This window comes from Nocardia mexicana NBRC 108244, from assembly GCF_001613165.1.
In the GTDB taxonomy this organism is placed as follows: domain Bacteria; phylum Actinomycetota; class Actinomycetes; order Mycobacteriales; family Mycobacteriaceae; genus Nocardia; species Nocardia mexicana.
Map to the genome: position 1 here is coordinate 80833 of NZ_BDBV01000019.1, position 19293 is coordinate 100125.

Here is a 19293-nt window from a genome sequence, read left to right on the forward strand (position 1 = left end):
GACCGGCTCCGGCAGCGCGCGCCGGTCCAGCTTGCCGACCGGGGTCAGCGGGATGCTGTCGAGCACCATGATCGACGAGGGCACCATGTAGGTCGGCACCCGCTCCTCGAGGTGCGCCTTCACGGCCTGGATGTCGATCGAATGTCCGGGTGTCGCAACGACATACGACACCAGCACCACCGCACCCGCGGCATTGGTGTGGCCGATGGTGGCGGCGAAGTCGACGGTCTCGTGCGCGGTCAGCGCGGTGTCGATCTCGCCGAGTTCGATGCGGAAGCCGCGCACCTTCACCTGGAAGTCGGAGCGGCCGACGTATTCCAGGCGGTATTCGGTGCGGCCGCCCGGACGCGGGCGGGAGGTCCACCGGACCACGTCGCCCGTGCGGTACATCCGCTCGCCCGCGCCTGCGGTGCTGCCGGTCCCCTTGTCCCCGTAGGGGTTGGCCACGAACCGGTCCGCGGTCAGTCCGGCGCGCGCGTGGTAGCCGCGCGTCACCTGGAGGCCCGCGATATACAGCTCACCCGCGACACCGTCGGGCACCGGCTGCAACCGGCTGTCCAGCACCAGCGAGCGCATGCCGCGGTTCGGGCCACCCATCGTCAGGGCGTCGCCCGGCAGCAGCGGCTCACCGATATTCACCACGATCGTGGTCTCGGTCGGGCCGTAGATGTTGTGGAACCGGCGCACCGGGCGGTCCGCGAGCGACTCGTCGCCCAGCGGAATGGCCCACTTCGCCAGCAGTTCAGGCGAATACGCCTCACCACCTACGGCCAGCACACGCAGGCTGTCCAGCCCGGCCGGATCCAGCGTCGCCAACGCCGCCGGGGTGATGAACAGATGCGTGACCTGTTCGCGGCGGATCAGCTCGTACAGCTCCTCGCCGCCGAACACACCCGTCGGCACCACGACCAGCGCACCACCGGGACCGACCGCGAGCAACAGCTCCATGATCGACGCGTCGAAGCTCGGCGACGAGAAATGCAGTGTCCGCGAACCGGAATCGAGGTTGTACCGCGCCACCTGCTCCGCGCAGAAGTTCGCCAGGCCCGCGTGCGGAACGACGACGCCCTTCGGCACACCCGTCGAACCCGAGGTGTAGATGACGTACGCCAGGTTGTGCGGACGCAGCGGCCGGATGCGGTCGGCATCGGTGACCGCTTCCGCGCTGTACCCGTCCAGATCCAGGTCGTCCAGGACCAGCCATTCCACCGAATCCGGCAGATCCGCACGCACCGATGCGACGGTCAGACCGACGGGAGTGCCCGAATCGGTGAGCATGTGCTCGATGCGATCCGACGGATACGTCGGATCGATCGGCACGAACGCCGCACCTGACTTGGTCACACCCCACTCGGCGAAGTACGAATCGCTCGACCGCGGAATCGCGATCGCCACGAAATCCTCGGCACCCAGACCACGCTCGATCAACAAGCGGGCCAAGCGATTCGACCGCTGGTCGAGTTCGCCGTAGGTCAGCCTGGTGTCCTGGAACACCACGGCCAACGCCTCGGGATCGCGAGACACGGCCTCCGCCAACAGCTCCGGCAGCGTCCCCGCCGGAACCGCCGGACCACCGGTGCGGGTCACGACCTCGGCTCGCTCGGCCGCATCGAGAATCTCGATGGCCCCGACGGCGATCTCCGGATCGCCCGCGATGGCCTCGAGCACCCGCTGCCAGCGGGTCACGATCGAGGCGGCGGTCGACTCGTCGAACAGCTCCGTCGCATAGGTCAGCGCCAGCGCCATACCGCCGCTGGCCTGCGCCGAGGCCTGCTCCGACAGCGTGAACTGCAGGTCGAACCGGGCGATGTTCTCCTCGAGGTCCAGCGCGGACACGGTCAGCCCTGGCAGCTCCAGCGTCGCGCGCTCCATGTTCTGGAACGACAGCGCCACCTGGAACAGCGGGTTGCGAGCCTGCGACCGCTCCGGCGCCAGCAGCTCCACCAGCCGCTCGAACGGCACGTCGGCATTGCCGAAGGCCTCCAGGTCGGTGTGGCGGACGCGGTCGAGCAGCGCGGTGAACGGCTCGGCCGCCTCGATGCCCGCGCGCAGCACCAGCGTGTTGACGAACATGCCGACCACGTCGTCGAGCGCGGCCTCGCCGCGGCCCGCGATCGGCGTGCCGACGGCGATGTCGTCGCCGCCCGACAGCCGGGCCAGCAGCACGGCGAGTGCGCCGTGCATCACCATGAACAGCGACGAACCGCGCTGGCGGGCAATGTCTTCCAGCGCCGCGATCAGCTCGGGCGACAGTTCGCGGTGCAGCGTGGCACCGCGATGCGAGGCGACCGCGGGCCGCGGGCGGTCGGTCGGCAGCGTCAACTCGTCCGGGATGCCGTCGAGCGCGTGCCGCCAGTAGTCGACCTGCCCGGCGAGCAGCGACTGCGGATCCTCCTCGGAGCCCAGCACCTCCCGCTGCCACATCGCGAAGTCGGCGTACTGCACCGGCAGCGGCTCCCAGCCGGGAGCGGTGCCCTGCGTCCGAGCGGTGTAGGCGCTCATCACGTCCCGGGCCAGCGGGCCCATCGAGAAGCCGTCGGCCGCGATGTGATGCACGACGACGACCAGGACGTGCGTGGCGTCCGCGCCGGACGTCTCCACCTCGAACAGCCGCGCGCGCAGCGGCACCTCTTCGGCCACGTCGAAGCCGTCCGAGGCGAATTCGGCTGCCGCGGTGAGCAGCTGGGCCTCCGCGATCGGATAGGCGTGCAGGTCCAGCGCGATCTGCTCGGCCGGGACGGTCACCTGCGTCGCGGCGCCGTCGCGCTCGGGGTAGCGGGTGCGCAGCGACTCGTGCCGCCGCACCACGTCGAAGATCGCCAATTTCAGTGCGGCGATATCCAATTCGCCGGTCAACCGGATGGCCAGCGGCAGGTTGTAGGCCGCCGACGAGGTGTCGTACTGGTTGAGGAACCACATCCGCTGCTGCGCGAACGACAGCGGCACCGGGTCGGTGGCCGAGCGGGCCCGCGCCACCAGGCGCGGCCGCGATTCGCCGCCGGTGTGCGATTCCAGGCGCGCCGCAAGGGCTTCCACCGTCGGCGCCTCGAACAGCGCGCGCACCGGGACGGACGTGCCCAGCGCCGCACCGAGCCGCGACACCACGCGGGTGGCGATCAGGGAGTTGCCTCCGAGGTCGAAGAAGTCGTCGTCCAGGCCGACCCGGTACAGGTCCAGCACCTGCGCGAACACCGCGGCCACGGTCTCCTGCACCGGCGTCTCCGGCGCCCGGAAGCTGCGGGTCTGCACGGCCGGGGCGGGCAGGGCCCGGCGGTCGAGCTTTCCGTTGACCGTCAACGGGATTCGGTCGAGCACCACGAACGCCGAGGGCACCATGTACGACGGCAGATCCGCCGCGGCCCCGTCGCGAACCGCGTCGAGCGACGGCGCGGCCTCGGCCTCCGGCACCAGGTAGGCGACGATGCGCTGGTCGCCCGGCTGGTCCTCGCGCACGATCACCGCGGCCTGGGCCACGCCCGGCTGGGCCAGCACGGCCGCCTCGATCTCGCCGAGCTCGATGCGGAAGCCGCGGACCTTCACCTGATCGTCGGCGCGGCCGAGATATTCCAGTTCCCCGCGGCGGTTCCAGCGTGCGACGTCGCCGGTGCGGTAGAGCACCGACCCGGGCTCGCCGGTATCCCCGGACTCGCCCCCGAAGGGGTTGGCCACGAACCGGGTCGCGGTCAGATCGCCGCGGCCGAGGTAGCCGCGCGACAGCTGCGCACCCGCGACATACATTTCACCCGCGACACCGACCGGGACCGGGCGCAGCCGGTTGTCCAGCACGTAGACGCGCAGCCCGGCGATCGCCCGGCCGACCACGCTGCCGGTGGCGGCCGCGATGGTGGCGGCGTCCAGCGCACGGTAGGACACGTGCACCGTGGTCTCGGTGATGCCGTACATGTTGACCAGGCGTGGCACCGAATCACCGTGGCGGGCAACCCAATCGGCGAGTCGGCGCAGTTCCAGCGCCTCGCCGCCGAACACCACGTAACGCAGCGACAGCGGCCGCGCGTCCGAATCCGGGTGGTAGGACTGCTCTTCGGCGAGCTCCGCGGCCGCCAGCTGATAGAAGGCCGACGGCGTCTGGTTCAGCACCGTGACCCGTTCGCGGCGCAGCAGTTCCAGGAACTGCTCCGGCGAGCGGGAGGTGTAGTAGTCGACGACGACGAGGGTGCCGCCGAACAGCAGCGGCCCCCACAGCTCCCACACCGAGAAGTCGAAGGCGTAGGAGTGGAACATCGTCCACACGTCGCCGGGCCCGAAGCCGAAGTCGCGATCGGTATTCGCGAACAGCCGCACCACATTCCGGTGCTCGACCGCGACGCCCTTGGGGCGGCCGGTGGAGCCGGAGGTGTAGATGACGTAGGCGATGTTCTCCGGGGTCAGCGGCGCGCGGCGGTCGGCGTCGGTGATCGGGCCCTCGCCCGCATCGACGACGTCGGGCACATCCATGCCGAAGTCGTCCATCAGGATCTTCGGCAGCCCCGGAGGCAGTTCGGCCTCGATGGTGCTGTCGATGATCACGCTCGCGGGCGCGGCATCCGACAGCACGTAGGCGATGCGCTCGGCCGGGTTGTTCGGGTCGACCGGCACGTAGCCGGCACCGGACTTGATCACCGCCAGCAGCGCGACCACGAGGTCGGCCGACCGCGGCAGCATGACCGCGACCAACGTATCCGGGCCCGCGCCGTCCTCGATCAGCCTGCGCGCCAGCTGATTCGCCCGCTGGTCCAGCGAGGCGTAGGTCACCCGGTCGTTCTCGCCGAAGGTGACCGCGACCCGGTCGCCGTGCGCGGCCACCGCGGCGTCGAACAGATCCGACAGGGTGGCGGTGCGATCGGCGAAACGTCCCGTGGTGGCGTCGTTTCCGGAGGACACCCAGCGCTGCGAGACGTTGAGGCGCTCGGCCTCGCCCAGCAGATCGATATCGCCCACGATCGCGGCGGGATCCTCGGCGACGCTGCGCAGGATCCGCAGGAAGCGGTCGGTGAACGCGGCGATCGTCTCCGGATCGAACAGGTCGGTGGCGTAGTTCCAGGACAGCGCCAGTCCGCCGTCGGCGGCATCGCCGACGGTCAGCTGCACGTCGAATTTGGCCACGCCCGGGTCGAATTCGACGACCTCGAGCTCCAGGCCGGGCAGTGCCACCGTGGTGGCGTCGCGCTGTCCGGCGGCCTCGAAGGTGAGGGCCACCTGGAACAGCGGGTGGTGCGCCTGCGAGCGCACCGGGCTCAGCACGTCCACCAGCTGTTCGAACGGCACGTCGGCATGCGCGAACGCGGCCACGTCGGTGCGGCGGACCGCCTCGAGCAGGTCGGTGAACGCCGCGTCGGGCCGCACCTCGGTGCGCAGCACGAGCGTGTTGACGAACATGCCGATCAGGTCGTCGAGGGCACGCTCGCCGCGGCCCGCGATCGGGGTGCCGATGGCGATATCGGTGCTGCCCGCCTGTCGCGAGGCCCAGGTGGCCAGGGCCGCGTGCATCAGCATGAACAGCGTGACACCGCGGGAGCGCGCCAGCTCGACGAGCGCCGCGTGCAGGTCGGCGTCGATCGAGAACTCTTGCGTGGCACCGGCATTGGAGGCGATCTCCGGCCGCGGCCGATCGGCCGGGAGTTCCAGCTGATCGGGCAGGTCGCGCAGTTGCTCGGTCCAGTAGGCGATCTGGCGCGCGGCCTGCGACTGCGGATCGTCCTCGGCGCCGAGCACCTCGCGCTGCCACAGCGCGTAATCGGCGTACTGCACCGCGAGCGGCGTCCACTGCGGCACCTCGCCCTGCGCGCGGGCGGCGTAGGCCGCCACCACATCCCGCAGCAGCGGGCGCAGCGAGAAGCCGTCGGCGCTGATGTGATGGGCCACCAGCACCACGACGTGCTCGTCCGGCGCCAGCGAGAGCAGGGTGGCGCGGAACGGCAGGTCCCGCGTCACATCGAAGAACACACCCACGAGCTCGGCGACGCGCGAAGGCAACTCGTCGGCCGTGACGGTCGCGGTCGCGAGCTCGAACGCGGCCTCGCCGACCGGCAGCACCCGCTGATAACCGATGCCCTCGACCTCGGGGTAGACGGTGCGCAGGGCCTCGTGCCGCGCGAGCACGTCACCGACGGCGGCGGCGAACGCGTCCACGTCGAGCGCACCCGACAGCCGGACGGCCACCGGAATGTTGTTGACGGCGGTGCGGTTGTCGAACCGGTTGAGGAACCACATCCGCTGCTGCGCGGGCGACAGCGGCACCAGCCGCGCCGTCTCGCCGGTCGGCAGCGTGACCGGTTCGGGGCGGGTCCGCGGGGTGAGCGGCGTCCGGCCGCCCTGTCCCGCATGCGATTCCACCCGCGCGGCCAGTCCGGCCACGGTCGAGGCCTCGAACAGCATCCGCACCGGCACCTCGGTGTCGAGGGCCGCGCCGAGGCGGGCGGCGACCTGGGTCGCGATCAGCGAGTTGCCGCCCAGCTCGAAGAAGTCGTCGTCCAGGCCCACCCGATCCAGGCCGAGCAGCTCGGCGATGGTGTCGGCGACGGCCTGCTCCACCGAGGTGGCGGGGGCGCGGAAGACCTTCGCGGCGAACGTCGGTGCGGGCAGGGCGCGGCGGTCCAGCTTGCCGGAGGCATTGAGCGGGAACTCGTCGAGCACCATGAATGCCGTCGGCACCATGTACGCCGGAAGCTCCTGCGCCAGAGCTGATTTCACCGCATCGGGCGCGAATTCCACGGTGGGCGCGGGGATCACGTACGCGACCAGCTGATCGCCGGTGCGCTCGTCGGAGCGCACCACGACCACGGCCTGCGCGACCGCGTCCAGGCCGGTCAGCGCGGCCTCGATCTCACCCAGCTCGATGCGCTGGCCGCGCAGCTTCACCTGGAAGTCGGTGCGGCCCAGGTATTCCAGCTCACCCGCCGCGGTCCAGACCACCAGATCGCCGGTGCGATACAGGCGCTGGCCCTGTGGTTCCTCGCCGTGCCCGGCCCCGAAGGGGCTCGCGACGAATCGATCCGCGGTCAGGTCCGGCCGCGCGACGTATCCGCGGGCCAGCTGCGCACCCGACAGATACAGCTCACCCGCGACACCCACGGGAACCGGGCGCAGCCGGGAATCCAGCACGTACACCTGGGTGTTGAACACCGGCGCGCCGATCGGCACGGAGCCGGTGTCGGCGTCGGTCACCTCGTGGTAGGTGACGTCGACCGCCGCCTCGGTCGGGCCGTACAGGTTGTGCAGGCGGGCGCCGGTCAGCTCGCGCAGCTGCTGCGCGGTGGCGGCGGGCAGCGCCTCACCGGACGCGAAAACGTTACGGAGGCCGGTGCATTCGCCGATCCGATCGGCGGCCAGGAACACCGCCAGCATGGACGGCACGAAGTGGGTGACCGTCACGCCCTCGGCGGCGATCAGCTCCGCCAGATAGGCCGGGTCGCGATGCCCGTCCGGCTTCGCCACCACCAGCCGCGCACCGACCTGCAACGGCCAGAAGAACTCCCACACCGACACGTCGAACGTCGCCGGGGTCTTCTGCAGCACCACGTCGTCGGCGGCCAGGCCGTACTGCGCGTGCATCCACACCAGGCGGTTGACGATCGCCGCATGGCTGACCGCCACGCCCTTGGGACGGCCGGTCGAACCGGAGGTGAAGATGACGTACGCGGTATTCGACGGGTACAGCGGCGCAACGCGATCCGCGTCGGTCAGCGGGGTATCGGCGAGGTCGTCGAGCTCCAGCCGATCGATCTCGACCACGGTGTCCGAGCCGGGGAGGTCCACCCCGTCGCGCGAGGTCGTCAGCACGCACACCGGCCGCGCCGTATCGAGGATGTAGCGGGTGCGGTCGGCCGGATGATCCGGATCCAGCGGCACGTACGCGCCACCGGCCGCGGTCACGGCGTACATGCCGACCACCAGGTCGAGCGAGCGCCGCATACCCAGGGCGACAAGCGATTCCGGACCCACGCCCCGACCGATCAGCCAGCGCGCCAGGCGGTGCACCCGCGCGGCGAACTCGGCGTAGGACAGACTTGTCCCCTCGAACGTCACCGCATCCGCGGCGGGACCGCGCGAGACCTGCGCCTCGAACAGCGACACCAGGGTGGCCGCCGCATCGTCGGATACCCGCGGCAGGGCCGCGTCCAGCGGGAACTCGGTGTCGTTCCAGTACCGCAGCACCAGGGTGTGCTCGGTCGCGTCCAGCAGCTCCAGGTCGCCGACGCGCGTGGTCGGATCGGCGGCGACGCCACCGAGCACCCGCAGCAGTCGCTGCGTGAAGGTCTCGGCGAACTCCGCGTCGAAAAGGTCTGCGGCATAGACGAGTTCGGCCTCCATGGCGCCCTCGTCGCCCGTCCCCGGGGCCTGGTCGGACAGGGTCAGCTGCAGATCGAACTTCGCGGTCGGCGGGTCGACGCCGAGCTCCGACACGGTCAGGCCCGGCAGCTCCAGTGCGGTGTGACCCAGGTTCTGGAACGTCAGCATCACCTGGAACAGCGGGTGCCGTCCCGGCGCGCGGGTCGGCTCCAGCACCTCCACGATCCGCTCGAACGGCACCCCCGCGTGCGCGAAGGCGGCCAGGTCACGCTCACGCACCTGGGCCAGCAGATCGGTGAACGCGGCGCCTGGGTCGACGTCGGTGCGCAGCACCAGGGTGTTGACCACCATGCCGACCAGATCGTCGAGCGCCTGCTCGCCGCGACCGGCGACCGGGGTGCCGATCGCGATGTCGTCGGTACCGCTCAGCCGCGCCAGCAGCGCCGCGAACGCGCTGTGCACCACCATGAACAGGGTGGTGCCCTGCCGCCGCGCGACGGCGCCGAGCCCCTCCACGAGCGCGCCGGGCACCCGGAACCGATGCGTTCCGGCCGCATACGCGGCGACGGACGGGCGCGGGCGGGTGGACAGCCGCAACTCGTCGGGCAGTCCGGCCAGGGTGCCGCGCCAGTAGTCGAGCTGCTCGGACAGCACCGACCGCGGGTCGTCCTCGGAGCCGAGCGTATCCCGTTGCCACAGCGCGTAATCCACGTACTGAATCGGCAGCGGAGACCAGTCCGGCACCTGTCCGGCGGTGCGCGCCAGGTACGCGGTCATCAGGTCGCGTACCAGCGGGCGCATCGAGAACCCGTCGGCGGCAATGTGATGCGCCACCACCACGAGAACGTGGTTGTCGTCGCCGAGTTCGTAGATGCGCAGCCGCACCGGCGGTTCGGCGGTGACGTCGAAGCCGCGGCCGATGAATTCGCCCACGACCGACAGCAATTCGTGCGCGGCCGCCGGGACCACGTCGATCTCCGGGACCGCCTGCGCGGAGGGCAGCACCTGCTGATAGCCGATGCCGTCGGCGGACGGATAGACCGTGCGCAGCGATTCGTGCCGCGCCACCACATCGGCGACCGCACCGCGCAGCGCGTCGAGATCGAGCTCGCCGGTGAAGCGCACGGCCACGGGGATGTTGTTGGCGGCGGACCCGCTGTCGAAGCGGTTGAGGAACCACATCCGCTGCTGGGCCAGCGACAGCGGCGGGCGCTCGGGGCGGGCCTGGGCCGTCAGCGGGCGGCGCACACCGGTTCCGGCCCGCGCACCCACGCGGGCGGCCAGCCCGGCGACCGTCGGCGCCTCGAACAGCGCCCGCACCCCGACCTCCGCGTCGAGCGCGGCGCCCAGCCGGGCGGTGACCTGGGTGGCGATCAGCGAGTTGCCGCCCAGCTCGAAGAAGTCGTCGTCCGCGCCGACATGTTCGATGCCGAGCAGATCGGCGAAGATGCCCGCGACGATCTCCTCCAGCGGCGTTGCCGGGGCACGGAATTCGCGGGGAGCCAGCTCGGGCTCCGGCAGCGCCTTGCGGTCCAGCTTGCCCACCGGGGTCAGCGGAATCTCGTCGAGCACCATGATGACCGTCGGCACCATGTACGCCGGTAGCCGGTCGGAAACATGCGCCGACAGCGCGGTCACATCGATGCTCCGATCGGCCACCGCGCGCACGTACGACACCAGGAACGTCGATCCCGCGTCGTTGTTGCGCCCGATGGTCACCGCGAAGTCGACATCCGGATGACTGGTCAGCGCGGCGTCGATCTCGCCGAGTTCGATGCGGAAGCCGCGGATCTTCACCTGGAAGTCGTTGCGGCCCACGTACTCCACGACGGCCTCGCCCGCGGCGTCACGCCGCCAGCGCACCACGTCACCGGTGCGGTACAGCCGCGCGCCCGGCTCCCCGTAGGCGTCGGCCACGAAGCGGTCGGCGGTCAGCGCCGCCCGCGCGAGATAGCCTCGGGCCAGCTGGATTCCGCCGACGTAGAGTTCGCCGACCACGCCCTCCGGCACCGGCCGCAGCCGCGCGTCCAGCACCAGCGCCCGCATGCCGCGCACCGGGCCGCCGATGGACACCGGATCGCCCGGCAGCAGCCGACCGCTGATATTGGTGGCGATCGTCGCCTCGGTCGGGCCGTAGGCGTTGTGCAGGCTGCGCGCCTCGCGGTCGCCCGAATCACCGGGCACCACAGACCATTTAGCGACCAGGTCGGCCGTCAGCGCCTCACCGCCGGCGATGATGGACCGCATCCCGGCCAGCGCCGCCGGGTCCAGCGAGGCCAGCACGGACGGCGTGATCAGGCCGACGGTGACCCGCTCGCGCGAGATCAGCTCGCCGAGCTCGTCGCCGCCGTAGGTACCCGGCGGGACCACCACCAGCGCACCGGCGGAACCGACGGCCAGCAGCAGCTCCAGCACCGACGCGTCGAACGACGGCGAGGCGAAGGCCAGCGCCCGCGAATTCCGGTCCAGGCCATAGCGTTCCACCTGCACCGTGCTGAAGTTCGCCAGGCCCGCGTGGGTCACGACGACGCCCTTGGGCACACCGGTGGAACCGGAGGTGTAGATCACGTAGGCGGCGTGCTCGGGCCGCAGTTCGACATCGGTGATCGGCGCATCCGACTGCGCCGCGATCGCGGCCGCCACCTCGGAATCGTCGACCGACAGCCACTCCCCGCCGGCGATGGACGGCAGCCCGTCCACCTCCGTGGCGAGCGTGACGCCCAGCCGCGCACCGGAATCCGACATCATGTGCGCGATGCGCTCGGCCGGGTAGGCCGGGTCCACCGGCAGGAAGGCGGCACCGGCGCGGGCCACCGCCCACACCGCCTGCACGTAGTCGATCGACCGCGGAATGGCCACGGCCACCAGCACATCCGGACCGGCGCCGCGCTCGATCAGCGCCCGCGCCAGCCGCGCAGAGGCCGCATCGAGTTCGGCGTAGGTGAGCGAGCGGCCCTCGAAGACGACGGCCTGCCCCTCGGGGTTGTCGGCGGCGGCCGCCGCCATCAGCTCCGGCAGCGAACGCGTCGGGACGGCCGGTCCGCCGGTGCGGCCCAGCAGATCGGCGCGTTCGGACGGCGCCAGCAGCTCCAGCTCACCGACCGGCAGCTCGGGCCGTTCGGTGATCTCCTCGAGCAGCCGGATGAAGCGACCGGCGAGCTCCTGCACGGTGTCGTCGTCGAAAAGGTCACGGGCGAAGGAGAATTCGCCGAGCATGCCACCGTCGGAACCCTGACCGGCCTCTCGAAGCGTCAGCGAGAGGTCGAATTTCGCGGTGTCGACCTCGAAATCGACGGTGGAGACCCGCAATCCGGGCAGCTCGAAGGTGTTCTCGGGCAGGTTCTCGAACGACAGCGCCACCTGGAACAGCGGATGCCGGGCCTGCGAGCGCGCCGGATTGAGCACCTCCACCAGCCGCTCGAACGGCACGTCGGCGTGCGCGAACGCCTGCAGATCGGTATTGCGTGCCTGCCCCAGCAGCTGCGCGAAGGTCTTGGCGCCGTCGACATCCGTGCGCAGCACGAGCGTGTTGACGAACATGCCGATCAGGTCGTCGAGGGCGGCCTCGCCGCGGCCTGCCACCGGCGTGCCGATCGCGATGTCCGAGGTGCCCGACAGCCGGGCCAGCAGCACGGCCAGGGCGCTGTGCATCACCATGAACAGCGACGCGTTGTGCCTGCGGCCCAGTTCCACCAGGCGCACCTGGGTATCGGGTGCGATCACGAACGAGTGCACGCCGCCGCGGTAGGACGCCACCGCCGGGCGCGGGCGGTCCGAGGGCAGTACCAGTTCGTCGGGCAGCTCGGCGAGTTCGCGCTGCCAGTACCGGATCTGGTCGGAGATCAGCGAATTCGGGTCGTCCTCCGAACCCAGCATCTCGCGCTGCCACAGCGCGTAGTCGGCGTACTGCACCGGCAGCTGCACCCACGCCGGCTGCTCCCACATGGTGCGCGCGGCGTAGGCGATCATCACGTCGCGGGCCAGCGGGCCCATGGACCAGCCGTCGGCGGAGATGTGGTGCACCACCATGCCGAGCACGTACTCGGACTCGCTCACCTCGAACAGCCGGGCGTGCAGCGGCACCTCGTTGGTGACGTCGAACGCCATCGAGGCCAGCTCGATCAGGTGGGCGATCAGGTTGCCCTCGGTCACCGGGACCGGGGTCAGGTCCGGAACGATCTGCGCCGCATCGAGAACCACCTGGACCGGCGCGCTGCCGGTCTCCGGGAAGACGGTGCGCAGCGACTCGTGCCGATCGATCACATCGATGACCGCGACCTGCAGCGCCGCCACATCGAGCTCGCCGGACAGCCGGATCGCGACCGGAATGTTGTCGACGGCCGACGCGGTGTCGTACCGGTTGAGGAACCACATGCGCTGCTGCGCCAGCGACAGCGGCACCTGCTCCGGCCGCTCCCGCGCCACCAGCGCCTTGCGCGCGCCGTCACCCGCATGGGACTCCACACGCGCGGCCAGCGCCGCAACGGTGCTGGCCTCGAACAGCATTCGGACCGGAACCCGGGTGTCGAGCGCGATGCCGAGCCGCGACGCCACCTGGGTGGCGATCAGCGAGTTGCCGCCGAGATCGAAGAAGTCGTCGTCGACGCCGACGCGGGCGATCCCCAGCACCTCGCCGAAGATCTGCGCAACGATCTCCTCGATCGGCGTTGTCGGAGCGCGGAATTCGGAGACCGCGAACAGCGGCGCCGGCAGCGCCTTGCGATCCAGCTTGCCCGACGCGTTGAGCGGGAACTCGTCCAGCGCCACCACGGCCGAGGGCACCATGTACACCGGAAGCCGTTGCACCAGAGCGGCCTTCACGGCGTCGGTATCGACATCGGCACCGGGCGCGGGGACCACGTAGGCCACCAGCTGATCGCCGGTCACCGTATCGATGATGAGCACCACGGCCTGGTTGACGTCCGGGTGATCCAGCAGCGCGGCCTCGATCTCGCCGAGCTCGATGCGCTGACCGCGGAACTTCACCTGGAAGTCGGTGCGGCCGATGTACTCGAGCACGCCGTCCTGACCCGCGGCACTCCACCGCACCAGGTCACCGGTGCGGTACAGGCGACTGCCCGCACCATCCAGGCCACCGTCCCCGAAGGGGTTGGCCACGAACCGTTCCGCGGTCAAATCCGCGCGCCCGTGGTACCCGCGGGCGATCTGCACGCCGCCGAGGTACAGCTCACCGGGCACCCCGGCGGGCACCGGCCGCAGGCTCTCGTCGAGCACGTATGCCTGTGCGTTCCACACGGGGCGGCCGATCGGCACCGCGGCATGGCCGTTGGCGGGCGGCAGCGTCCACGCGGTCGCGTTGACCGTGAACTCGGTGGGGCCGTACAGGTTGTGCACGGTGGCGGTGCTGAACCGCCGGAAGGCCGTCACGGTGGCCGGTGGCAGCGCCTCACCACCGACGAAAATCGCACGCAGCGTGAGGCATTCGTCCGCCGACGCGCTGGAGGCGAACACCGGCAGCAGCGACGGCACGAACGAGGTCTGGGTGACCCGGTGCCGCGCGATGACCTCCGACAGGTACACCGGATCGCGATGGCCGTCCGGCGCTGCGATGATCACCTTCGCGCCGACGGCCAAGGTGGCGAACAGTTCCCACATCGACGCGTCGAAGGTGAACGGCGTCTTGTGCAGGGCGACGTTGGTCTCGTCCAGGCCGAATTCGGCGATCTTCCACGCGGTCTGGTTCACCATCGCGGCATGGCTCACCGCGACGCCCTTGGGGCGGCCGGTGGATCCGGAGGTGTACAGCACGTAGGCGATGTGCTCCGGCCGCACCGGGGCGCGGCGCTGCTCGGAAGTGACCGGCGCCGAATCGAATTCGCCGAGGTCGACGGTGTCGACCTCGATGACCCGGCAGTCGTCGGAGGTGACGCCGTCGCGGGTGGTGGTGAGCAACACCACCGGCTTCGAGCTGCCGAGCACGTAGTCGGTGCGCTCGGCCGGGTGATCCGGGTCGACCGGCACGTATCCGCCGCCGGCGGTGAGGGTCGCGTAGAGGGCGACGAACATGTCGATCGAGCGCCGCATGCCGATCGCGACCAGCGATTCGGGACCGACGCCCTCGTCGATCAGCTTGCGCGCCAACCGATTCACGCGCTCGGAGAACTCCGCGTAGCTCAGCTCTCCGGCCGGGCCGAACTCGTCCTCGCGATCGCCCGGGTCGAAGATCAGCGCGGTCGCCTGCGGGCGCACCCGCACCTGCTCGGCGAACATGTCCAGCACCGTGCCGGGTGCCGAGCCCGCGACCGCGGGCAGTTCGCGCGCGGTGCGGTTCCAGTCGGCCAGCACCGTCTGCCGCTCGGCGTCGTCAAGGATCTCGATATCGCGCACGCGGGCACCGGGATCCGCGACGGCGGCATCGAGCACGCGCAGGTAGCGGCGGCCGAACTCGGCCACGGTGGACGCGTCGAACAGGTCGGTGGCATAGGACACCACGGCCGACACACCGGCGGGTTCGCCTGCGGCGCCGCGCTGTTCGGTCAGCGTCCACACCAGGTCGAACTTGGCGATGTCGACGTCGAGCTCCTCGGCCGACACCGTCAGGCCGTCCATCTCCATGGTGGCGTGCGACAGCTCCTGGAACGACAGCATCACCTGGAACAGCGGATGCCGCGCCTGCGAGCGGGTCGGGTTGAGGACCTCGACCAGGCGCTCGAACGGCACGTTCGCGTTCGCGAAGGCGGCCAGGTCGGCATCGCGGGTGCGGTCGAGGAATTCGGTGAACCGCTCGGCGCCGTCCACCTCCGTGCGGAGCACGAGGGTGTTGACGAACATGCCGATCAGGTCGTCGAGGGCCTGCTCGCCGCGCCCGGCGACCGGGCTGCCGATGGCGATGTCGCCGGTGCCCGACAGCCGCGCCAGCAGCACCGCCAGCGCCGAGTGCAGCACCATGAACAGCGAAACACCCTGTGCCCGAGCGAGACTCGTCAGCCGGGCGTGCATCTCCGGATCGATGTCGAAGGTGACCCGGCTGCCGTGGAAGCTCTGCACCGGCGGGCGCGGGCGGTCGGTGGGCAGATCCAGCTGATCCGGCAGGCCCGCCAGGGCGCCGTGCCAGTACGAGATCTCGCGGGAGGCAATGGAATCCGGATCGGTCTCGGCGCCGAGCAGCTCGCGCTGCCACAGGCTGAAGTCGGCGTACTGCACCGGCAGCGGCGCCCACGCCGGGGCCTGCCCGGTCGCGCGGGCCAGGTAGGCGGCGGTGACGTCGCGCGCCAGCGGACCGAACGAGAAGCCGTCGCCCGCGATGTGATGCACGACGATGGCCACCGCGTAGTCGCCGTCGTGGCCCGGCCCGGTCACCTGGTGGACCTGGACCCGGATCGGCAGCTCCTGCGACACGTCGAAGCCGGTGGAGGCGAATTCGGCCAGCGCACCGGCCAGTTCGGCCTCGTCCGTCGGCCGCACCTCGATGCCGAGGTCGACCTCGTCGATCGGCACCACCCGCTGGTAGCCGCCGTCCTCGGACTCGGGGAAGATCGTGCGCAGCGACTCCTGGCGGGCGATCACGTCCAGCAGCGACGCCTGCAGTGCGTCCAGGTCGACCTCGCCGCGCAACCGCACCACGAACGGCAGGTTGTAGGTCGGCACGGTCGGATCGAACTGGTTGATGAACCACATCCGCTGCTGCGCCAGCGACAGCGGCACCCGCTCCGGGCGTGGCTGCGCTACCAGCGGCGGCCGCGAAATGCTTGCGGGCGTGGCGGATTCGACCCGCACCGCGAGGGCGGCCACGGTCGGCGTCTCGAACAGCGCGCGCACGCCCAGCTGAATCCCGAACGCCGCGGAGATCCGCGCGACCACCTGCGTGGCGACCAGCGAGTTGCCGCCCAGATCGAAGAAGTTGTCGTCGATGCCGACGCGCTCGTGTCCCAGCACATCGCCGAAGACACCGGCGACGATCTCCTCGACCTGGTTGCGGGGGGCGCGGTATCCGGCCGCGTCGGCGGCGAACACCGGCTCGGGCAGCGACTTGCGGTCCAGCTTGCCGGAGGTGTTGAGCGGCAACGCATCCAGCACCATGATCGACGCGGGCACCATGTAGCTCGGCAGCTGCTCGCCGACGAAGCGGGTGAGATCGGCCGGATCGACCGAAAGCCCCGGAGCCGCAACAACATACGCGGCCAACTGCTGGCCGGTAGCGGTGTCGGCCACCAGCACGACGGCCTGGCTGACCGCCGGATGGGCGAGCAGATCGGTCTCGATCTCACCGAGCTCGATCCGCTGACCACGGAACTTCACCTGAAAGTCGGTGCGGCCGATGTACTCCAGCGCACCGGCGTCGTTCCACCGCACCAGGTCGCCGGTCCGGTACATACGCTCGCCCCCGGCACCATCTCCGTCCCCGGCCCCGAAGGGGTTGGCGACGAACCGGTCGGAGGTCAGGTCGGCCCGGCCACGGTACTCCCGAGCCAGCTGCCGACCGGCCAGGTACAGCTCACCCGGAGCGCCGATCGCCGCCGGGCGCAGCCGCGAATCCAGCACGTAGACTTCGACATTCCACTCCGGCACACCGATCGGCACGATCGTGGTGTCGGATTCCGTTGCCTCCCAGTAGGTCGCCGAGACGGCGGCCTCGGTGGGGCCGTACAGGTTGTGCAGCCCCGCCGTGCTGATCGCGCGGAACCCGGCGGCGGTCTCCGGCGGCAGCGCCTCACCGATGACGAAAACGGCACGCAGCGAGGCACATTGGGCCCGGGTGGCGTGCGAGACGAACACGGTCAGCATCGACGGCACGAAGTCGGTCACCGTCACGCCGTGCCGCTCGATCGCATCGGCGACGTAGGCCGGATCGCGATGCCCGTCGGGGGTGGCGATGACGAGTTTCGCGCCGACCAGCAGCGGCAGGAAGTAGCCCCACAGCGACACATCGAAGGTGGTCGCGGTCTTCTGCAGGTAGACGTCGTCGCCGGTGAGACCGTACTGATCCAGCATCCACAGCTGCTGGTTCACGATGGCGTGGTGGGTGACCGCCACGCCCTTGGGCCGTCCGGTGGAGCCGGAGGTGTAGATGACGTAGGCGGTGTGGCCGGGCCGCAGCGGCGCCCGGCGGTCGGCGTCGGTGACCGGCGCGTCGGAGAACTCGGAGGTGTCCAGGGTGTCGATCGACACCCGCCGCACCGACTCCGGCAGCTCCATCTCGTCACCCGAAACGGTGAGAACGCAGACGGGAGCGGCGGATTCGAGGATGTAGGCGGTGCGCTCGGCCGGATGGTCCGGATCGATCGGCACATAGGCGCCACCGGCCCGCAGCACGGCGTGCATACCGATAACGAGCTCCAGCGAACGCCGCATGCCCAGGGCCACAAGCGATTCCGGGCCGACGCCGTCGGCGATCAGCGCCCGGGCCAGGCGGTTGACCCGCGCCCCGAACTCGGCGTAGGTCAGCGCCTCGCCCTCGAAGTCGAGCGCGATACTGTCCGGGCTCAGCGCGATCCGGTCGTCCAGCAGGGCCGGCAGGGTGGTGTCGGGCACCTCGTGGTCGGAGTCGTTCCACGCCGCCAGGGTGCGGTCGAGTTCGGATTCGGTGGTGATCGGCAGATCCCACAGCACCTGGTCCGCATCGGCCGCCAGGAATCGGTCGAAGAACTCCAGGAAGCGCGAATGATGCTGCCGCGCTTCGTCTTCGGTGTAGAGGTTCGGGTTGGTCTCGAAGTCGATGTGCGAGACCGTCCCGCCCATCGACTGGTAGAAATTGACACCGAGGTCCTCGATGGAGCCGGTCGACAGCACGTGCATGTGACCGACCACCGGGCCCAGGGACACTTCGTCCTGGAACAACATGATGTTGACCCACGGACCGAAGAATTCCTTGGTGACCGCCTCGCCACCGGCGCTGTCGCGGCGGATGTCCTCGTGCCGGTACCGCTGATGCCGCAGCGCGCCCGACACCTCGACGGTCACCGACTTCAGCAGGTCGGCGACGGTCGAGGAGTACCCGACCGGCAGCCGCAGCGGAACGATATTGGACGAGACGCCGCCCGAGCGCCGCATGATCGCGGTGGTACGCGCCGTCACCGGCAGGCTGAGGATGACCTCTTCGCTGCCGGTCCACTGCGCGAGATAGGTGGCGAAGCCCGCGAGCAGCAGGGCCGCCGGAGAGGAGTCGTGCCGCCGCACGGCCGCGTCCAGCAGTTCCGCCTGTTCCGGCGAGAGCGCCGCGCTCGCGACCCCGTTCAGCGGGGCGGGGGCCGCCGAGCGGCCGACCAGGCTCGTCCCGTCCTCGAGCCCCTCGACGCGCTGCGCCCAGTGCTCGCGATCGGACTGGAAGCGGGTGCTGTCGCGGTACTCGAACTCGGATCGGACCAGCTCACGAAGCTTGGTCGGCTTGTACGGCTTCGGCTCGACCTCATTCAGATAGGCCGTGTACAGCTCGCACGCGCGGTTCAGGTAGTTCATCGCGCTGAAGCCGTCGAGCACGATGTGGTGCGCGCGGAGGTACCAGAACCAGTGGTCGTCGGCCAGCTGCAGGACGGCGAGCCTGATCAGGCGATCGTTCAGCAGATCCAGCGGGCGGCTGTACTCGGCGCGCATCCACTCCTGCGCGGCCGCCTCGGGATCGTCGGCATCGCGCAGGTCGAGGTAGACGATCTCGTCCCGGTCCGGGATGGTCGGATCGATGTACTGCATCGGCTCGCCGTCGCGCTCGGCGAGGACCATGAAGCCCGAGTCGAGTTCGTCCGAGGAGTCGATGCACGCGCGGCGCAGGATCTCACGGTCCAGATCGCCCCGCAGATCGACGTACTGGGCGATATTGATCGGCACCAGCGGATCCAGATGCTGGGCATACCAGATACCGAGCTGCGCCGGAGACAGCGGGAAGAGATCCTCCCCCGAAACCGGCGTGGGCGTCACCTCGCTGCCAGCTTCGCCGTTTCCGCCGAAATCCAGCCGGTCCAACCCTAACCTCACTTCCGGAACACCGTGCAGCGCTCCCCGATGGCACACCGACGCGGACGCTCACCTGTTTCAGCGTGGCGTCCGGCG

The 19293-nt window shown here is 70.4% G+C and carries 1 protein-coding gene (only partly in view); it reads right to left on the reverse strand.

All coding sequences use genetic code 11. The annotated features are described in order from the left end of the window. On the reverse strand, positions 1–19218 hold the 5' end (the start) of the coding sequence (locus tag NM1_RS06625) for a non-ribosomal peptide synthase/polyketide synthase (protein WP_157123862.1). It extends 32751 nt beyond the left edge of the window; the window shows 19218 of its 51969 coding nt (coding positions 1–19218); the start codon lies at positions 19216–19218; its stop codon lies beyond the left edge, outside the window. Positions 19219–19293: the final 75 nt, after the last annotated feature.